This window comes from Myxococcus sp. CA039A, assembly GCF_013336645.1.
In the GTDB taxonomy this organism is placed as follows: domain Bacteria; phylum Myxococcota; class Myxococcia; order Myxococcales; family Myxococcaceae; genus Myxococcus; species Myxococcus llanfairpwllgwyngyllgogerychwyrndrobwllllantysiliogogogochensis.
The window spans coordinates 70,188-89,500 of record NZ_JABUMQ010000004.1 but is presented as its reverse complement, the minus strand read 5'-3'; the positions used below and the strand labels follow the sequence as shown (position 1 = coordinate 89,500).

15 protein-coding genes and 1 pseudogene are annotated in these 19,313 nt (G+C 69.6%); 14 read left to right on the top strand and 2 right to left on the bottom strand.

Annotation, left to right across the window (positions count from 1 at the left end; all coding sequences use genetic code 11):
* The 3 genes from HR086_RS01265 to HR086_RS01255 form a co-directional block, all read left to right on the top strand.
* On the top strand, nt 1-304 hold a 304-nt coding region (locus HR086_RS01265; protein ID WP_174464607.1), incomplete at its 5' end, for a hypothetical protein.
* Nucleotides 301-3,297: a DUF4105 domain-containing protein gene (locus HR086_RS01260; protein WP_373564244.1), complete on the top strand. Its 2,997-nt coding sequence runs from the start codon at nt 301-303 to the stop codon at nt 3,295-3,297. The genes HR086_RS01265 and HR086_RS01260, both read left to right, overlap by 4 nt.
* A 702-nt stretch (nt 3,298-3,999) precedes the next feature.
* Nucleotides 4,000-4,533 carry a hypothetical protein gene (locus HR086_RS01255; protein WP_174464606.1) on the top strand — a complete coding sequence of 178 codons (534 nt, stop codon included), beginning with the start codon at nt 4,000-4,002 and terminating at the stop codon, nt 4,531-4,533.
* Between the two features lie 152 nt (nt 4,534-4,685).
* On the opposite strand, the pseudogene HR086_RS48190 reads toward HR086_RS01255, so the two are convergent.
* Nucleotides 4,686-4,958, bottom strand: a pseudogene (locus tag HR086_RS48190) (dienelactone hydrolase family protein); the annotation flags it as partial.
* A 157-nt stretch (nt 4,959-5,115) separates the two neighbouring features.
* On the opposite strand from HR086_RS48190, the gene HR086_RS01245 reads away from it, so the two are divergent.
* Together HR086_RS01245 and HR086_RS01240 are read left to right on the top strand one after the other, a co-directional pair.
* Entirely contained in the window at nt 5,116-5,646 is a 531-nt protein-coding gene (locus HR086_RS01245) for a GreA/GreB family elongation factor (protein WP_174464605.1), read from the top strand.
* A gap of 9 nt (nt 5,647-5,655) precedes the next feature.
* The gene (locus tag HR086_RS01240; RefSeq protein ID WP_174464604.1) at nt 5,656-6,561 is read left to right on the top strand and encodes an MBL fold metallo-hydrolase; all 906 of its coding nucleotides are present in this window, start codon (nt 5,656-5,658) and stop codon (nt 6,559-6,561) included.
* Here the strand turns inward: HR086_RS01240 and HR086_RS01235 are convergent, their stop codons facing one another.
* Entirely contained in the window at nt 6,562-7,278 is a 717-nt protein-coding gene (locus tag HR086_RS01235) for a class I SAM-dependent methyltransferase (protein WP_174464610.1), read from the bottom strand.
* Nucleotides 7,279-7,405: 127 nt separating this feature from the next.
* On the opposite strand from HR086_RS01235, the gene HR086_RS01230 reads away from it, so the two are divergent.
* The 9 genes from HR086_RS01230 to HR086_RS01190 all read left to right on the top strand — a co-directional run bounded on the left by HR086_RS01230 (nt 7,406) and on the right by HR086_RS01190 (nt 19,311).
* Nucleotides 7,406-8,515, top strand: a complete 1,110-nt coding sequence (locus HR086_RS01230) for a vWA domain-containing protein (protein ID WP_174453692.1) — start codon at nt 7,406-7,408, stop codon at nt 8,513-8,515.
* The gene (locus HR086_RS49345) at nt 8,512-9,966 is read left to right on the top strand and encodes a choice-of-anchor D domain-containing protein (protein ID WP_174464603.1); all 1,455 of its coding nucleotides are present in this window, start codon (nt 8,512-8,514) and stop codon (nt 9,964-9,966) included. Before HR086_RS01230 ends, HR086_RS49345 begins: the two co-directional genes overlap by 4 nt.
* A gap of 2 nt (nt 9,967-9,968) precedes the next feature.
* Nucleotides 9,969-11,429, top strand: coding sequence for a hypothetical protein (locus tag HR086_RS01220; RefSeq protein WP_174464602.1), 1,461 nt, complete (start codon nt 9,969-9,971; stop codon nt 11,427-11,429).
* A gap of 215 nt (nt 11,430-11,644) precedes the next feature.
* The gene (locus HR086_RS01215; protein ID WP_174464601.1) at nt 11,645-14,977 is read left to right on the top strand and encodes an IPT/TIG domain-containing protein; all 3,333 of its coding nucleotides are present in this window, start codon (nt 11,645-11,647) and stop codon (nt 14,975-14,977) included.
* Entirely contained in the window at nt 14,977-16,122 is a 1,146-nt protein-coding gene (locus tag HR086_RS01210) for a hypothetical protein (RefSeq protein WP_174464600.1), read from the top strand. Before HR086_RS01215 ends, HR086_RS01210 begins: the two co-directional genes overlap by 1 nt.
* Before the next feature lie 134 nt (nt 16,123-16,256).
* Nucleotides 16,257-16,781, top strand: a complete 525-nt coding sequence (locus tag HR086_RS01205; RefSeq protein WP_254614127.1) for a hypothetical protein — start codon at nt 16,257-16,259, stop codon at nt 16,779-16,781.
* A gap of 123 nt (nt 16,782-16,904) precedes the next feature.
* Nucleotides 16,905-17,630, top strand: a complete 726-nt coding sequence (locus tag HR086_RS01200) for an SDR family NAD(P)-dependent oxidoreductase (RefSeq protein WP_174464599.1) — start codon at nt 16,905-16,907, stop codon at nt 17,628-17,630.
* Nucleotides 17,627-18,472 carry a dihydroneopterin aldolase gene (locus tag HR086_RS01195; protein ID WP_141643642.1) on the top strand — a complete coding sequence of 282 codons (846 nt, stop codon included), beginning with the start codon at nt 17,627-17,629 and terminating at the stop codon, nt 18,470-18,472. The genes HR086_RS01200 and HR086_RS01195 overlap by 4 nt, the downstream gene beginning before the upstream one ends.
* An 89-nt stretch (nt 18,473-18,561) precedes the next feature.
* Nucleotides 18,562-19,311, top strand: a complete 750-nt coding sequence (locus tag HR086_RS01190) for a queuosine precursor transporter (protein ID WP_174464598.1) — start codon at nt 18,562-18,564, stop codon at nt 19,309-19,311.
* The last annotated feature ends 2 nt before the right edge of the window (nt 19,312-19,313 follow it).

Here is a 19,313-nt window from a genome sequence, read left to right as displayed (position 1 = left end):
GCGCTCCCGGACGCACCAGCTTCGGGAGGACCTGGCGCTGGGGGCGGGGCCCACGGTGGAGGACCTGGCGTCGGCGGCGAGCATCCGTCGGGAGAACCTGGGGACCTTCGGGCGGCTGCTGCGAGCGAACCGCCGCGAGCTGCTGGCGATGGCGGACACGCGCACCCTGACGCCCGAGCGGGCGCTGGCCTGGTTGGCGCGGGTGGGTGAGCTGGCGCGCACGGACCCGAGGCTCGACGAGGACCGGCGCGCCTTCCTCGCGGCCCATGGTGGGGAGGAGGCGACGGCGGAGGTGGTGGAGTGAGGCGCCGGGCGGCGTGGCTGCTGAGTTTCGCGCTCACGCTGCCCGCGTGGGCGGAGCCCGGCGGCGCGCAAGTGACGGAGCAGGCCGAGTCTCCATCGCGAAGTGTGGCGATGGAGGACGAAATGTCGCCGCGAGTGACGGACCCGGCCGAGTCTCCATCGCGAAGTGCGGCGATGGAGGACGAAGTGTCGCCGCGAGATGGCGCGCGAGCGACGGAGAAGGCCGAGCCTCCATCGCGAGGCGGGACGACGGAGGACACACGTCCCCTGAAGGAACGCGTGTCCGCGCTGGAGCGAGCAGGCGTCCTGTTGCGAGGTGCCGCCGCGAGCGACGAGTCCCTGGTGCGCGAGGTGGAAGCAGGCCTGAGCGCCCTGCCGCCCGCGATGCGCCGCTTTCCAGGAGGTCCGCTGGAGTTCGTCCTTCATCCCGCGTCCGCTCCACTGGGGCTGGGTGATGGAACAGCGGCACGCCCGGACTGGTCCGAGGAGCGCGCCCGCTTCCACCTCTACCAGTACGCACCCTCCTCGGAGCGTCGCGCGACGTTGCGACTGTCACGACTGACGGATGAGGAGTCGGCGCGGCTGTGGCGCCGCCGCGCCGTGGTGCACGCGGTGGTGCAGCGCTGGGACGACGTCTACCAGTGGAGCCGGTCCCAGAGCTGGCGCCGCCTGTCGGGCTGGATGAAGCCCTTCGAGCGCCCGTTGGTCTGGAAGGAGGAAGCGCGCCTGCACTACGCCGGAGCCTTCAGTCGCGCACTCGGACAGAAGAGCGCGTCGCAGGACCTGGTGACGTTCGCGGAAGAATACTTCGTCCCAGTGGAGTCCCTGCGCGAGGACGCGCTGTCCGTGGACGAGCAGGTGCGCTGTCAGGAGTTCTCCAAGTCGCGCGCGCTGACGGAGCTGGTGGAGGCTACGGGGCTCGGAGCGCCGCGCTCACGCGGGGACTGTCCGGCCTTCGACGCCTGGGCGGAACGCGACCTCCTGTCCCATGTCGAGGTCCTCCTGGTGGCGGCCACGGGACGTCAGCCCGAGTCCCTCTTCGGCCACCTGCTGCTGCGCCCCGTCTGGAGCGAGGGCGCCCAGGTGCGAGGCCCTTCCTTCGAGCGCGTCGTGCAACTCGTGGCGCTCACGGGACTGGAGCCCCGAGGCCTGGGCTACGTGGTGAAGGGGATGACGGGCAGCTACGACACCGTCTTCCTCACCGGGACGATGGGCGACCTCACCCACGAGTCGCTGGAGCTGGAGCAACGCACCATCCGCCGCTTCCGACTGCGCCTCACTCGTGGCGAGGAGGCGCGGATGCTGGAGCGCATCTGGGAGCTCGAGCGGCGCGGGTACATGGGCTACTACTTCTTCACCGACAACTGCGCGAGCGCGCTCCTCTTCCTCCTCAACGGAGTCCTGGAGCACGGGCGACAGGTGAGTTCCCCCGGAGCGTTGTGGGTGCTGCCCACGGCTACGTTGGACGCGCTGGCGAAGCTGGAGGTGCTGGGCAAGCAAGGCCCCGCGGGCCCGCTGCTGGAGCTGATTCCGGACGCCTTCGAGTCCACCGGAGACCGCGCCGTGCGCGCGGACGCGATACGAAAGGAGACCCTGGAGTCCCTCACGGGCCTGGTGGACACCTCCGCGCAGACGCGGCTGCTGCGCCTTCACGCCCGTCTTCAATCTCCCGAGCCCGACACGAGACGCGAGGCCTATGGAGAGCTGCCGGAGACGGTGAGCGGGGTGCTCGCCTCCGCATCGCCAAAGGCCCGAGCCTCCGTGCGCGAGACGCTGCATGCCTACGTGGCCCACGCGGTGCGGGTGGAGCGCGCGGCGTTGGACCGGCTGGAAGGAGAGCGGCTGCGAATCGAACGCCAGCGGTTGCTCGCGGTGAAGACACCCCTGAAGGGCTCCGCGGAGGCGGGAATCCGCGAGCGTCAGCGGGTCTTCGAGCGAGAGGACGCGCTGCAGCGGAAGCTGGCGGTGCTGGACCGGACGGCGCTGTTCCAGGAAGCCCTGGCCAGGGCGCCGCGCCGCCCGCCGACGCCGAAGGAGCTGAAGGTCCTCGTCCGCGCGGAGCGCACCGAGGCCGCCTTCGTCCGGGCCACCGAGGCCCAGGGCGAGCTGAATGACGGCGTGCTGGCGGAGGTCGACGCGGTGGCCTTCCTGGGAGCGGACCGTCGTCGCAAGGTGGAAGCCGAGACGCGCTGGGCGGCCTCGGCGCTGCGGGAGTCGGGCGCGGCGCGCACGGTGGTGAGCGTGGGCATGGACTTCCCCGACGTGGGCGCGGCGCGTCCCGTGGTGAGCGTGCGCACCGCGGGGATGGCGGAGGCGTTGGGGGACTCGCGCCTGCATGGCTTCCAGTCGAGCAGCGAGCTGCGGGTCCTGGATGGTGAGCTGTCTCTGGAGCCTCGGTGGGGCCCTCCGCGCGTGGTGTCCACGGACATGACGCTGGTGGGCTACCGCACGTTGCAGCGCGAACTGCCCCAGTTCCGCGAGTCCGCATGGGACTCGCTCGGGTGGGGCGCGGAGGCGCGCGTGGCCTCGGACGCGGCGCGAGCGTTGCCCTACCGGGCCACCGTGCAGGCGGAGGCGCTGGTGGTGGTGGACGCGGGCGCGCGCTTCTCGCGCTTCACGGCGGTGGGCGTGGGGGGACTCGCGCGGATGCACTGGAGCGAGCACGCCCTGACGCCCGCGGCGGGGCCTCGCCTGTCGCTGACACACCGCACGGGCCTGCCGGGCTCGGGGGCCAACGCGGTGCGCCTGGAAGCGGCCTATGCCCCTACCTGGCGCATGGGCGACGCCCGCCTCACGCACGAGGCGGGGGCCTGGCTGCAGGTGGAGTGGTGGCTGGGGCGCGCGGGGCCCTTCGGGGTGCTGCTCACTCCTCGCGCACAGGTTCGTTGGGAGGGCTCACTCGCTCCACAATCACTTCGCGAGTCACGGTCTCCGTCGTCGTGGTGGTCCGGTACGATGGACCGTCGGCTGGCACTGGGGTTGGAGCTGCGTTGAAGCCCTCGGTCAACAGCGGGCGACAGTAGGGGCCCGTGGCGGCGCCGATGAACGTGCCGATGACGTAGAGGGCCGTCCATCCCCAGAACCCCAGCCCGCCGAAGATGCGCAGCTGGGTGGGGCCGGCGAGGAAGGAGAAGAGCGCGATGAACACCGGCAGCGCGATGGAGCTGACGAGCGCCGCGCCGAGCGCGCGCTTCATGGTCCGCGCGTGGAACCCGCCGAACGCGCCACCAATCAGGCCGTTGAAGAGCGGCACGAAGAAGACGACGAAGCTGGTGATGAGCATCGTCGCCACGCTGACGACGAACCGGTTGTGCTTGAAGCGGATCTCCTCGGACTTCATCCCGATGCCCGCTGGAAGCTCCGAGTACCTGAGCTCGCGGTGCACATCCCGCGCATAGGGGGGAGGGTTGGTGGTTCTATCGGAGCGAATCATCTCGACCATGGCTTTCGAGCCTCCCAAGGGGCAGGTGTGGCGCTCCCGCCGTCCCTCAGGTGTGGGGTCGGCGACGGACATGTGGAAGGGCTGGTGCCCCCACCGGTGAGCGGGCCGCCCTGCGGCCCCCTGGTTCAACGCAGGGGCAAGCCGGGGAAAACGGGCCAGGCAAACCCAAGGGGGCGGGCGTGGGGCTTGGCGGCTCGCCGTCTGCGGCTATGCTGCCGCGCCCGTTAGTCCCCTCACGTCCGTACGGAATTCCCATGAGCCTCCGCCGAGCCCTGCTGACCGTCGTCCTGACCTCCACCTCGCTGCTGACCGCCTGTGCCCTGCGGCCGACCTACAAGGAGCTGATTGCTCCTCCGAGCGCCGCTGGCGTCACCCCCGGGCAGACCGTGGCGCTGCGCGTGGTGGATGGCTCCGGCAAGCCCGTGGAGGGGGCCCGGGTACGCGCGGGCGAGGGCCGTACGCGCCTGAACGTCCTCAGCGACGCGGATGGCCTGGTGAAGCTGGAGGCGAACGAGGCGCTGCTGAAGGAGAACCCGCTGGTGGAGGTGGTGCTGCCCAAGGGCGTGAAGGAGTACCGCCTGCAGCTCGCGCCCTCGGGTGAGGCGCCCGCCGCTCCCGTGGAGACCGCGCCCCAGGCTCCCGCCGCGCCGGAGCAGGCTCCCGCGACGGAGACCCCGGCCACGGAGACCCCCGCGTCCGGCACGCCGGCCACCACCCCGGAGGCGGCGCCCAGCCCCGTGCAGCAGCCGTCCGGTACGCCCGCGCCCACGCCCACGCCCGGCACCTGAGCCGAGCGTCGTCCGTCCTCCGCGCGAGGCTCAGCCGAGCTTCGCGTGGAGGAAGTCCACGGTGCGCTTCCACGCCTGGCGCGCGTTCTGTTCTGCACCGGCGCGCGGATGCGCGTGACGTCCACGGTCTCCGGAGGAATCCCGTAGAAGGGGACCACGGCGTCGAGCTGCGGGTCAGTGACTCCCGCCAGCAGCGTCAGCGCGCCTCCCATGCAGAAGCCCAGGACGGCGACCTTGGTGCCCGGCCCGCCGCGCTCGCGCAGCGCATCCGTGGCGGCGCGCAGCTCCTCGCTGGCCTTGCCCCAGTCCAGTTGCGCCAGCAGCCTGTCCGCCTCCGCCGCGTCCTTCGTCGTGCGGCCGTGGTAGAGGTCCACCGCGAACACGGTGAAGCCCTCCTTCGCGAGTCGGTCGGCGACGCCCTGGATGTGCGCGTTCAGGCCCCACCACGAGAGCCCGCCAGTTCCTGGCCCTGCTTGCCAGTCAGCCTTGCCTGCCCTGCCATGCGCGCACCCCTTGAGTGATGGAGGAAGCGGCGTAGCTTAATCTCGGGGCCTTGAAGTGCCTCGACTCGTGGAGGCGGGAATGTCGAAGGCGTTCACGAAGGAAGACTCGGGTGGGGATGAGGCGCTGGTGCCGCCGCGCCCGAGGTCCGCTTCGGGAGACAAGCGCTACATCACGCCCGAGGGCTACCGCGCGCTGCAGGACGAACTGGCGTCCATGCAGGGCCCGGACGCAGGTGCGCAAGGGCTGACGCCGCTGGAGGCCGGGGTGCGGCGTCAGGAGCGAGAGAGAAGAGCGCGGCACCTCGCTGCGACGTTGGAGGAAGTGCGGGTGGTGGAGCCAGACCCGGCGCAGGCGGGACGTGTCTTCTTCGGCGCGTGGGTGGAGCTGGAGGACGAAGAGGGCGAGCGGGTGCGCTACCGCATCGTCGGCCTGGATGAAGCGGACGTGAAGGCGGGGAGGCTCAGCGTGGAGTCGCCGCTGGCCAGGGCGTTGCTGGGCAAGGAAGTGGGGGAGTCCGTGCAGGTGGAGAGACCCCGAGGCGCGGTGGAGTACACGGTGGTCGCGGTGGACTATGGTGCCTCTCCGTTTCCCGCACCCCTGTCCTTGTGAGTCCCCGACATGCGAAGCCTCCTGGCGGTCCTGGTCGCGATTCCTTCGCTGGCCCTGGCGCAGTTGAAGGATGTGGAGAAGGTCTCTGTGACGAGCAGGCCCGTCGCGGGCAACGTGCACATGCTGGTGGGCGCGGGCGGCAACATCGGCGTCTCGGTGGGACCGGATGGACTGCTCATCGTCGATGACCAGTTCGAGCCCCTGGCGCCCAAGATTCACAAGGCCCTGGACAAGCTGAGCAAGGCGAAGATCGCCTATGTGCTGAACACGCACTGGCACGGCGACCACACGGGCGGCAACGCCGTCTTCGGCCGCGAGGGTCGCATCGTGGCGCATCGCGAGGTGCGCACGCGACTGGTGGTCGGGCAGGACAGGGGGGACCGCGGAGTTGTCCCTCCGGCGAAGAAAGAGGCGCTGCCGGTCATCACCTACGACACGGGCATGTCGCTGTACTTCAACGGCGAGGAGATTCGCCTGACGCACCTGCCGGCGGGCCACACGGACGGCGACACGCTGGTGCACTTCACGGGCTCCAACGTGATGCACACGGGTGACCAGTTCTTCGTGGACGCCTTCCCGTTCATCGACGTGAACAGCGGCGGCTCGGTGGAAGGGTACGTGCGCAACGTGGAGAAGCTGCTCCAGACGCTCCCGGCGGACGTGAAAATCATTCCGGGCCACGGGCCGCTGACGGACCGCGCGGGCCTGGAGCGTTTCGTGGCGGCGCTGCGCGAGTCGGTGGCCCTGGTGCGCACCCGGCGTGAGGCCGGCAAGACGTTGGAGCAGGTGAAGGCGGAGGGCGTGCCGGAGCACCTCAAGTCCTTCGGCGAGGGCTACATCAAGACGGACGTGTGGCTGGAGACGGTGTACCGCGGCCTGGAGAAGGGCGCGGCGAAGGCGACGGACGGCAAGTAGTCAGCGCTTCGTCGCGATGACGGTGGCCAGGGGCGTGAAGGGCTCGGGGAGGATGCTGTCGCGCACCTCGACAGTGAACCCCTGGGCCTCCAGCAGTGCCCTGGCGCGAGGCACCAGGAACGTCAGGTAGTACATGACGAAGGGTGGCTTCCAGAGGGCGTTGCGCACGCGCATGGCGGCGTTGAAGCCTCGGGCCACCCAGTAGCCTGGACGCAGCATCGACGGTGGATGCCCGGTGACGAAGAGGAACCGGCCACCGGGACGCAGGGCGCGATGGATGCCTTGCAGCAGGCGTGGCTCGTCCGACTCGAGGATGTGACCGAAGGCGCCGAAGCAGGTGACGACGTCGAACTTGGCGTCGAAGGTCATCTCCAGCGCGTCACGCCGGACGAACTGGAAGGCGGCGGTGCCTGGAGCGCCGGAGAGGCGGCGGTCGGCTTCCTCGAGCATGCCCTGGCTCAGGTCGATGCCGACGACGCGCTCCCGGGCGAGTGGCCGCAGGTGGCGCATGGCGGCGCCGGTGCCACAGCACACGTCCAGGGCGGTGTCGACTGAGCCGGCAGGGCCCAGGGCGTCGATGGCGGCCTGGATCACGGGGTCTGGCGTGCGGAAGGGTGTGTAGTCGAACTTGGGGGCGAGCAGGTCGTAGCCGTGTTCGACGGAGGTCATGGCCTGCTCGGCCAGCTCGAGGAGGGTGGGCCCTTGGCGGTGGAACATGGTGAGGCTGGGTGTACCGCACCCGGGGCCGAGCCAGGACTGCTTCTGGCTGTCCATGTGCGCCATGAACGCTCGGCGGGACGGCCTGCTCGATTCCCGAGGAGCGGTGGTAATAGGCTGCTCGCTCATGCGCCGTGCAGCCGCCGTCGCCTTCCTGGCGCTCCTGGTCGTCGATTGTCGGGACGAGCGGCTCGTGCCCTCGCTTCCCGCCGGCTATCACGTCGACACGTACGCGCAGCGCCCTGCCCCCGCGGTGGATGTCCTGTGGGTGGTGGACGATTCGGCCTCCATGGCACCGCGTCAGGAGTCGCTCGCGCGCAACTTCCAGGCCTTCATCTCGCTGTTCCGCGAGGGGCGCGTCGACTACCGGATGGGCGTGGCGACGACGGACACCTTCACGCGGCCGGGGGCCCTGGTGGGCACGCCGCGAATCCTGAGGCCGGACACACCTGAGCTGGAGCAGGCCTTCGCGAACAGCGTGCGCGTGGGGACGCAGGGAAGTGCGTACGAGGCGGGCCTGGAGGCCGCGAACCTCGTGCTGGAGCAGGTGGCTCGGGAGAACGCACCGGTGCTGGAGGCCCGCGCGGCCTGTGTGGCGCGCTGCTCCACACAACCCTGCCGCGACGGTTGCGCGCTGGAGCACGCCGTGGACTTCCTGCGTCCGGGAGCGTGGCTCTATCTGGCCTTCGTGACGGATGAGGACGACCGCTCGCCGCATGACGTGCGCATGTATTGGCGCGCGTTCGAGCAGGCGAAGGGGCTGGGAAATGACGGGACGGTGGTGGCCTCCGCCATCATCGGGGACGTGCCCGCGAATGGCTGTGGCGCGGAGCCGGGGACTCGGTACGCGGAGCTGGTGACGCTGATGGGTGGGGAGCTGGGGAGCATCTGTGACCAGGACTTCGCGCGAGCGCTCCGCACGCTGGCGACGAGCGCGGTGGGCTTGCGGCGCACGTTCGCGCTGGAGCGTGTCCCTCGTGTGGACTCGTTGCGGGTCCGGGTGCGGTATCCCTGTGGTGCGACGCAGGACGCGCTGAGCGCTTGTGACGCGGTGGACCGAGAGGCGTGCGCGGGTCAGCCAGCCGAAGCGCTGGATGCCGTCTGCACGCCCAGGGCCGGAGCCGTGGATGGCTGGGTGTATCAGCCCGAGCGGAGGACGGTGTTCTTCGCGGGGGACTCGGTGCCCGGGCTCGGGTCAAGGGTGGAGCTGGAGTACGTGGAAGAGGACGCGTCGTGAGGACGTGGGCGGCTCGCGGAGGGTGGTGGCTCGTCGTGGGCTGCTTGCTGACGGGAGGCTGCGGGAAGGATGCGCCTCCGCTGCCGGTGGTGCCTCGCTGGGTGGCGCCCGAATCCACGCTCGATTTCGGAGAGGTGCCCGCGCTGAACGAGCGCACGGTGTCCCTGCCGTTGGTGAATGCGGGGCGCGCTCCGCTGCGCGTGGTGGGTGTCTCGGTGCGGGAGGCGGACAGTCCGTTTCGAATCATCTCCGCGCCAGTGGAAGTCCCCGCGCAGGCGGAGTCCCCCGTGCTGTTGGCCTTCGTCCCTCCGCGCGAGTCTCCGTACACGGCGACCTTGGAGCTGCACACGGATGACCCGAGTCGTCCGTCGCTCGACGTGTCCTTGCGAGGAGAGGGGCGTACCTCGGCGATTCTGGAGTTGGACGCGGAGCGGCTCGAGTTCGGACGCGTCGCGGAAGGTGACGCCGTGGTGCGTTCCTTCAAGGTGCGCTCGCGAGGCAACGCGCCGCTGGTGCTCGAATCACTGGCCCTTGTCGGTGACTCGATACCGTCGGCCTTTCAGCTCGTGGGCTCCACGAAGACCCCGGCGGTCCTGGATGTGTCGAGCGAGGTGGAGCTGTCGGTCCGCTATGCGGTGCCTCTGGGTGCTGCCTCTGAGGAGGTGAGCGGAGGACTCCTGCTGCGGACCACGGACCCTGACCACCGAGAGGCGCGAGTGGCGCTGCACGGCGGGGTGAATCTGGCGCCGGTGCCTGTCATGGGTGCGATGGGAGACAGCGTACCTGGAGGAGAGGTGGTGCTGGACGCAACGGCCTCGACGGACGCGGATGGGGATGGGCCGCTCACGTACGAATGGGTGCTGCGGGAGAGACCGGTGGGTGCGCGGGCTCAGGTGATGGAGCCGGGGGCGGCCCGCACGGTGTTGCGGTTGGACCCGGTGGTGCCGGGGGCGTACGTGGTGGAACTCGCGGTGACGGATGCCGCCGGCGCTCGAAGTCCTCGTCCCGCGAGCGCGCGTGTCCTGGCGGTGCCCGCGCAGCGACTGTTGGTGGACGTGTCGTGGGACCACGCGGAGACGGACCTGGACCTGCATGTGTCGCGGGGCGTGGACGCGGTGCCGGGCTCCGTGGACGACTGTCACTACGCGAATCCGCGTCCGGACTGGGGTGCGCCCGGCCTCGCGGAGGACCCGGAGTTGTTGAGAGACCGGCTGACGGGCTACGGCCCGGAGGTGTTCGGTTACGAGAACCCGGTGGCGGGGACCTATCGTGTGGCGGTGGTGCTGGCGCGCGCGAATGGAGCAGTGGACCCGCGCAGCGAGGCGACGGTGCGCGTGTATGACCGGGGTGTGCTGAAGGGCGAGTTCCGTCGCACCCTGGCGAGTCAGGGTGAGGTGTGGACGGTGGCGGACGTGCAGTGGCCTTCGGGCGTGGTCACGGAGGTGCCGTGACGATGCGGTGGTGGCTCCTCGTGTTGGCGTGCGGCGTGCTCGCCTGTTCCTCCAAGGAGACAGTGCCACCCGTGCCGGATGCGGGGCCCAGCCCGACGTCCTGTGCGCGGCGCGAGGACTGCGAGGGAGGACAGGTCTGCACGCTCGCGGGTGTCTGCGGTGCCTGTGAGTCGAGCGGCCAGTGCCGGCTCAAGGAACGCTGCGACGATGAAGCGCGGGCCTGTGTGCTTCGTGAGGGCTGGGGCACGGACTGCGCGACGAACGAGGCGTGTGCATTCGGGCTGTGGTGCCGACAGGGGCTCTGTCTCGCGAGGACGCAGGTGGTGCTTTGTCCCTCGGGAGCGAGGGGCGAGTGTCCCACCGGGCAGCGATGCAATGGGTCCACGCTCGTCTGCGAGGAGGACCTGGGATGTGTCGAGGATGCGGACTGTGGTGCCGAGGAGCGCTGCAACGCGGGGCTGCATGCCTGTGTGGCCCGTTGCACCGAGGCCACCTCGTGCGGGGAAGGGGAGCACTGCGCGGAGGGGCTCTGCGTCCAATGTGAGGCGGACACGGACTGCGCGGTGGGCTTCATGTGTGATGCGGCGGGACGGTGCTCGTCGACGCCGCGTTGTTACTCGGACCGGGACTGCGACGTGCCTCGGGTGTGTCATCTGGCGAGCGGGGCGTGCCTGCCGGGTCCTCCACCGTGTGGCTCGGATGATGACTGTGCGATGGACCAGCGCTGTGACCTCGGCACGGGAACCTGTGAGCCCCGGGCCTGTCAGCCGGATGCGCTGGAGCCCAACGACACGGTGTCCACGGCGTTCCGCGTGAGCGCGAGTCGCTACGTGAAGCTGACGCTGTGCCCGGATGACGTGGACCACTACTCGCTCACCTTGGAGCGAGGGGACCAGCTCGGCGTGAACGTGGACGCGGAGGTGTTCGCGGAGTCGGTGTTCTCCACGACCCTTCAAGACGCGAGGGGCCGGGTGCTGGCGACGGGACGATTCCGCATGTCGCACGTCGTGGCGGAGCGGGGCACGTATACGGTGCGAATCGCCTCTCGTGACACGCTGCCGCGAGCGTATGACATCGGCTTCTTCCTCTCGCGAGGCACGCCCTGTGATGACGATGTCCACGAGCCCAACGACACCGTCGATACGGCCACGGACCTGCCGGAGCGCCTGTTGCTGGAAGGGATGGTCTGCCCGGGAGAGCAGGACCATGTTCGATTCACCGTGCCCGCGGCCCAAGGGGTGAAGGTGTCGCTGTCGGGCTACGCGGCGGACCGTGGCTTGCTGCGCCTGTGTCTCTTGGGAGAGAGCGGAGGCGTGGAACTGGGCTGCTCGCAAGACGCGGAGGGCGCCATTGTGTCGCTGCCGGCTCCGACCGTGGCGGGCCAGCGGCTCACCGCGAGAGTCCTGGGTGATGACGCGCGCACGACGAATGGCTACACGCTCCAGGTGGAGTGGCTCCCATGAGGAGTTCCTCCTGGCCCGTCGTCGCACGTTGGTGCCGACGCCGAACGACCACCTGTCTCTGGGCGCGCGGGCATGAATGACTACACGCTCCAGGAGGAGTGGCACCCATGAGGAACTCCTCATGGCCCAGCCGTCGCACGTCGGTGCTGACGCGAACGACCACCTGCCTGGGGCACGGGCATGAATGGCTACACGCTCCAGGAGGAGTGGCACCCATGAGGAGTTCCTCATGGCCTGGTCGCCGCATGGCGGTGCCGACGGCGAACAACCACCTGCCTTCGGGCTCGCGGGAATCACGCACGCCAATCCCGGATGGCTTCGCGATGAGGGCTCCGGCCCGAGCGGGCAACTGCTCCTCCATCGTGCATGACACCCTGGTGTGTATGGGCTTGTGGCTCGCTGCCAGGAGCGGCCGCTTCTGGCCCGGCTGCGCGAGTCGTGTCGATGTCGAGCGACCTCTGCGCGGGTTCGTGCTGAGTCTATTGGTCCTTGTCCTCGCGGCATGCGGAGGCTCGTCCCGACCACCGGGCGACCTGCCGGACGCGGGTTCACGTGATGCGGGTGCGGAGGACGCAGGCCGCACGGACGCGGGGACTCAGGTCGACGCGGGCGCATTGGCCGCGCCCGTCATCCACTCGGTGCTGCCCACGCGGGGAGAGAGTGGGGGTGGAACCTGGGTGACGTTGAAGGGCCGTGGCTTCGTGGAAGGGGTGGCCGCGACGCCCTCGGAAGCCGCGCTGCGCACGGAGGTGCGGATCGGCTCGCGCGCGGTTCGGGACTTCCAGCTCATCGACGACACCACGCTCGACCTGCGCACGGCTCCTGGCATCGAAGGTACGGCAGACGTCTCGGTGAAGAACCCGAATGGGACGACGGTCTGCGCGGCGTGCTTCACGTACTTCGATGTCTTCGACTTCCGCGCTGTCTCGCCCGATACGGGAGCGCAAGGGGGCGGTGACACCGTGGTGCTGGTGGGCGCGGGCTTCCCTTCGAGCACGGGGCTCCAGGTCCTCTTCGGAGGCACGGCGAGTCCCTCCGTCACGCGAGTGTCCTCCTCGGAGCTTCGAGTCGTCGTTCCCCGGAGCACCACTGTTGGCTCCGTCGACGTGCGGGTGCAGGGCGCCGGCGTGGGTGACGTGCTGAGGCGTGCATACCGCTACGTCGAGGACACCCGCGTCACCGACATCGAGCCGCTCACGGGGACGATGTTCGGGGGCACGTCCGTCGTCTTCACGGGACAGGGCTTCGAGGGCACGACGGAGGTCTTCTTCGGAGACACGTCCGCGCCCTCCTTCCGCGTGGAGTCACCCACGCGCCTCGTGGTGGCCTCGCCACGGCACATGGACATGGAGACAGTCCCCGTGCGCATCGTCACCCCGCGAGGTGCCTGGACGGTGCGTCAGGGATTCACGTACGCGGACAGTCCGCAGGGCACCGTGTTCGGCGTGTTGGGAGTCTTTCCACGCGTGGGGGCGCGAGAGGACGGCACGGTGACGCTGACAGGACTGGCGTTCGACTTTCCGGACCTCTCCGTCACTTTCGATGAAACGCCCGTCCAGATTGTCGCGGCGACCCGGTTCACGCTCACGGTCCGCGTTCCGCCGCGAGGCACGCTTCCGCGCACAGTCCCCGTGACGGTCAGCGCGGCCTCGCTGCGCAGTCACCTCCCAGGGGGCTACACCTATCGGCTCGCGCTCACGCGGGTGACGCCTGGAACGGGCCCCTCGGGAGGAGGAAGTCAGGTCCTCCTCGAAGGAGACGCACTGCCTCCGGATGCCATGGTGCGAGTCGGCGCGCTCCTCTCTCCAGATGTGACGGTGCTGGGAACGACTGAACTCCGCCTCATCACGCCGCCAGGTGGCGCGGGAGCGCACGCGCTCCATGTCTCCTCCGCGAGCGACCCGGAGAACGAAGCCCTGCTCCCGAACGCCTTCACCTACGAGCCCGCGCTCGTGCTCTCCCAGGTGGAGCCCGCGCGCGGTGCCATCGCGGGAGGCTCGCGAGTGACGGTGCGAGGGACCGGCTTCGTCGAAGGCATCCGCGTCACCTATGGTGGAGAGCCCGCGAGCGACGTGCACGTGGTGGACGCCCACACCCTCACCTGTCGAACTCCTGTGTCGCGGAGCCAGGGGCCCGAGGAGGTGGCAGTCATCCAGGGGGCTGTGCGCTCGGCGCTCTCCGAGGCCTTCACCTACTTCGACCCGCGAGGCCCTGGAGGTCTCTCGGGTGCACTGCTCACGGGAACGTTGAATGTCACGGTGCTCGACACTTCCTCGGGGACCTACGGGCAGCCCGTCGTGGGCGCGAAGGTCCTGCTCGGCACGGGCTCGCCGGCACTCCTCCAGGGTGAGACGGATGCACGCGGACAGTTGACGCTGTCCGACTCACGGATGGTGGGCGCGCAGAGCGTCACCGTCTTCAAGGCGGGCCACGACGTGGTGACGGTGGCGGGTATCCGCTCGGAGAACCTGACGGTGTACCTGCGCCGTCTCGACAGCGAAGGCAACCCGGGCAATCCGCCCGTGCCCGCGAGTGCTCGAATCACGGGCCGGGTGCGAGGCTTCAAGCCGCCCAGGCCGCTCCAGACTGGAGAGGTGTTGGAGGCTCGCGTCTTCGTGGCGCAGTTGAGCCCCGCGTCGGGCCCTCCTTTCGCGGGGCCCGGAGACCGTCGCGCGGAGACGTGGCGGATTCGCGAAGAGGGTGGCGCCTTCGTCGTGCAGGCGCAGCCCGGCTTGCGCGCGGTGTACGCGGTGCTCGGCGTGCTGAAGGACGAGGTCGACTTCGAGCCCTACCTGCTCGGCGTGCGTCGCGGCATCGCGGCCTCGGGCACGCGGGTGTCCGAAGGACAGGACGTGGTGTTCGACGTGCATCTGGACGTCACCGCGCCCCTCTCCGTGGCGGGGCCCGTCATCATCGCGGGCGAGGAAGCCCTGCATCAGGTCTACGCGTGGCTGGACCTGGGCGCGGAGGGACTGGTTCCTCATCCGCACAACTGGGGCACGGGCTCGCGCTTCTTCTCCTCTGTCGAAGGGCCCGGTCCGCTGCTCACGTTCCCCCAGCTTCCTCGAGTGGACGGGGCGAGCCTTCTCTTCCTCGACCTGCTTCGAGGCACCACGGCCTATCCCCAGAGCGTGCTGTATCACCGTCAGCCAGGAGCCCTGGAGGCGGGCGTGACGCTCCCGCCGATACTCCCGTTCCCTGTCTTCACCGAGCCCGCGCGGGATACCCGCTTCACGGGAGCGGTGGCCTGGACTCCATCGTCCTCCGGTGCCACCCTGGACGTGCAGGTCCTCACCCTGATGGCGCCTGGTACGACAGGCGGCATCCGCTGGACCGCCGTGCTTCCGGGAGGTGAGACGCGGGCGACGCTCCCTGAGGCCGCGTTGCAGTCGCTGCGCGCGGAGCTGCCCGAAGGCGCGCGACTTCGCGCGGACCTCTCCCTCGCGCGAGTCCCTCGCTTCGAGTATTCGCAGTGGACCTACGACACGCTGTCCACCGCGACCTGGACGTCGTACGTCCTGGGGCGCTCGGAGGTCTTCGACCCGTGATGCGCCGCTGGCTTCCCCTCGCAGTGCCGCTGCTGCTCCTCCTCGCCGCCTGTCGCGGTGACGCTCCCGTGGGCGATGATGGCTGTCGCGTGGACTCGGACTGCGGCACGCCGTCGGAGGCGTATCGGTGTGACACGGAGACGTCGGCCTGTCGGTGTCGCACGGACGGCGCCTGTGCGCCGGGAGAGCTGTGCAACGAAGCGGGCTTCTGCCAGGACCGCGCGGGCTGCGAGTCGAACGCGGACTGCGGTGAGGACTCCCTCTTCTGCGACACCAGCACCGGCACCTGCCTGACGCGCGGCCGTTGCGCCACGGACCTGCACTGCGCGCTGGGCGAAGTCTGTGACCTCGCGCGGACCACGTGCGTGGCGGGCTGTCGGACATCCGGAGACTGCGCGGGCACGGCCTGCCGCTGCGGTGATGCACCGTGTCTCTGCGACGCCACCACGCCAGAAGGGCGCGCCGCCTGTGCCCTGGGTGTCTGCGACGCGAGCTTCTGCGCGGACGCGCGAGACTGCGCCTTCGGTGAGTCCTGCGGCACGCCGTCGGGCGTGGAAGCGGGGACATGTTTCAGCGACTTCGACCCGGTGAGACGTCCCTACTGCGCCAACTGCATCTACGGCGGTGGCCTCCAGGTCTGCGGTCGCGGCGCGAACTTCTGTCTGCGCGAGACAGCGAGCCCGGGGACTGCCTTCTGCGGCGCGGACTGCTCGGAGGGGCAGAGCTGCCCTCATGGCTACCAGTGCTCGGACGTGGTGGTGGTCGCCAGTCGTGCGCGCTGTCGCTCGGATGCGCAGTGCGCGCCGTCGCCCTCGTTGCCGTGCCGTGAGGACTCGCACTGTGGACGTGGCGGGCGTTGCGTGAAGTCGGACGGACAGGCCGAGGGCGCGTGCGCGGGACGTTGCTCGATTGCGGAGGGGGACGTGGAGGGCTTCTGCTCATGCCAGCAGGACACCGACTGCGTGCAGGATGCTTGCAGCCAGGGCACGTGCACGGTGAGTCGTCGCTCGTGCGTGGGTGACGCGGACTGCCGGCCCATCCGCTGCGTGGACCATGAAGGCGCGGGAGGCTGTTTCGTGGGGCGCAACTGCGCTCCCGAGGAGGGCCTCACCTGCGCGGAGGTCGCACCTCGCTTCGCCCGGTAAGTCCCTGGTTCCACGGGGGTTTGAGCGCCTTGCCTACATCCGCGCTCGATGTCCGCGAGGAAGGGTGGTGCCCGATGGTGAATGTTCCGGAGGGTGCCCCGTCAGAAGTAGCAACACGACGGAGGACGGACACCATGGCTTTCAAGACTGCTCTCACCACCCTGGCTCTCGGCACCCTGTTCCTTGGTTCCTCGACGGCGATGGCGGAGGACGGCAGCGTGCGCGACTGGGCGACTCAGCAGGCCCGCCGCGGCGATGACCGAAACCATGACCGGGACAACGACCGTGACGACAACCGGGGCCACCAGGACCGGGACAACCGCCGGGGCCACCACCCGGACCGCTATGAGGCCCATATCCACACCGGCGGCTGCCACCACGCTCCGGCGCCCCGTCCTCCTTCCCGGGCTCGCGGCCGCTACGAGATGCAGACCGTGAACCGCTGGGTCGAGGGCCGCTACGAGAAGGTGTGGGTGCCCGAGGTGTGCGAGGAGCGTCGTGGCCGTCGGCACCGCGTCTCCCGCTGCTCGGGTGGCTTCTATGAGAACCGGTGGGTGGAAGGCGGTTACGTGCAGACCACGGAGTGGGTCTGGGTGTCCTACGAGCGCGGCAATGGCTGGAGCTCGAACCGCACGCACCCGGCCAGCTACTACCCGTAGTTCTCGCTGAGAAAAAACAGGGGGTCGAGGGGCGGTGCCGGATACGGGGGTATCCAGCACCGCCCTTCGTGTTTTCAGGTCCCCGGTGCCTTTCCCCGTGCGGCCTGTTAGTCAGTGCGCCGCATGGGGACCGCCTTCATCACGGGAGCAGGCATCCGCGTCGGGAGCGCCGTGGCGAGGGCGCTGGCTCGCGCGGGTTATGACCTGGCGCTGCATGCGAACCGCTCCATGGATGCGCTGGCCTCGCTGGCGGACGAGCTCCGGGCACAGGGACGCCGCGTTACCCTTCATGCCGCCGACCTGAGTCAGCCCGACGCGGTCGACGCCCTGGCCGCAAGCGTCCGCGAGGCCTGGCCCGCGTTGGACGTGGTGGTCCACAACGCTGGCCTCTACGAGCGGGTCGACTTCGCGGACATCTCGCGCGAGCGGTACCGCACCATGCTCGCCGTCAACCTGGACGCGCCCTTCTTCCTCACCCAGGCGCTCTTGCCCGCGCTGCTCGCGGGGAAAGACCCGCTGGTGGTGCACGTCGGCGACATCGCCGGTGAGCGTCCGGAGAGCCACTTCGCGCACTACTCGGTGAGCAAGGCGGGCCTGTTGATGCTGACGCGCGCGCTGGCGGTGGAGCTGGCGCCGCACGTGCGCGTCAATGCCGTGTCGCCCGGCGTGGCCGCGTTCCCGGAGAGCTTCGACGCCGCCGCGCGCGAAGAGGTGTTGCGACACATTCCCATGGGACGCGAGGGCAGCGTGGAGGACGTGGCTCGCACCATCGTCTTCCTCGCGCGCGAAGCGCCCTATGTCACCGGACAGGTCATCGCCGTCGACGGCGGCAGGAGCGCGAGACTATGAGCGCGGAGCTGGCTTTCCATCCTCCCGTGGTCAATGACAGCAAGGGCCGTCCGCTGGACGTCATCGAGCTGCGCGGACTCACGGTGGACTGCATCGTGGGCGTGTACAACCGCGAGCGCGTCTCGGCGCAGCCGCTCCGGCTGGACGTGGCGCTCTTCCTGGACACGCGCAACGCGGCGACGGGCGGCCGGCTGGCGCACACGGTGAACTATGGGCGGCTGGCCGGAGAGCTGCGCTTCCTGCTGGAGGCGTGTCGTTTCGAGCTGCTGGAATCCGCCGTCGAGGCGGTGAGTCGCTACCTGCTCGCCACCCCCACCGCGGACGTGCCGCGCGCGCAGGTCCACGCCGCCACCGTGCGTGTCATCAAGCCCCTGGCCCTGGGCGGCCTCGCGGTGCCCTCGCTCCAGGTGCACCGCACGGCGGAGGAGATGAGCTACGCGTCGGAGGAGCGGTCCTTCGGTCGCCTGGACGTCATCCACGAGGGCGCGGGATACGGCGTGTATCGCCTGCGCGTGAAGCCCGGTGGCACCGTCCCCGCCAGCTCGAATCCAGGCATGGAGGAGAGCGAGCTGGTGCTGGGGCAGGGGCTGATGTCGCAGGGGCACCCCGTCGAGCGGGGCATGGCCTTCCACTGGCCCCGGGGCTTTCCGCGTCGCTACGACAACCCCTCCGCGCAGGAGCAGACGGTGCTGAGTGTGTATCGGCCCCGCTTCCTGGAGCCGGAGCCCCAGGCGGTGGAGCCGCGTGCTCCCGCGTCGGCGCTCCTGTCCATCACCGGCACGTCCTATTACCCCCATGACGAGCCCGCGGCGCCCGGTGTGTCCGCGGACAAGCAGCCCTGAGGACGGGGACGCACTCTCGGTGAGGGGACTGTTTCCGAGGACGCGAGACACGGTATGACGCGACTTCGGAGCCCAGAGGAAACAACGGCATGAACCTCGACAGGCGGATGCAGCTCTTCGTGGTGCTGGCGGCGGTGTTCGTCACGTCGCTGGTGGTGGGAGACCTCATCGGCGTGAAGCTGTTCGAGGTCAACCTGGGCTTCGTGGTGGCGGTCATGTCCATTGGCATGCTGCCGTTCCCGGTGACGTTCCTGCTCACCGACATCCTCAACGAGTTCTACGGCAAGAAGGCCGCCCGCTTCGTCACGTGGGTGGGCTTCAGCATGGCCATCTTCGCCTTCACGGTGATTGCCATCGCGGTGGAGGTGCCCTTCGCTCCGCTGACGCGCGCACCGGACTTCACGGGGACGGTGGAGGGCTCGTTCAACAACGTCTTCAGTGGCTCGCAGCGCATCCTGCTGGCGTCGATGATCGCCTATCTGGTGGGCCAGTTCTGCGACATCTCCATCTTCAACCTGCTCAAGCGCATCACGAACAACAAGATGCTGTGGTTGCGCGCGACGGGCTCCACGCTGGTCTCCCAGCTCATCGACACGACGGTGGTCCAGTTCGTCGCGTGGACGGGCGTGCTGCCCACCGCGGTCATCTTCAACATCATCGCCACGTCGTACGTCGTGAAGCTGCTCGTCGCGGTGAGCCTGACGCCCTTCATCTACCTGGGCCATGCCCTGGTGGAGCGCAAGCTGGGCATCAAGCCCGTGGTGCTGGGCGCGGACGGTGAGCCGCTCCCCGAGCCCGTGGCGGAGGTGGCCGTCCCCGCTGAGACGCGCGCCGCCTGAGG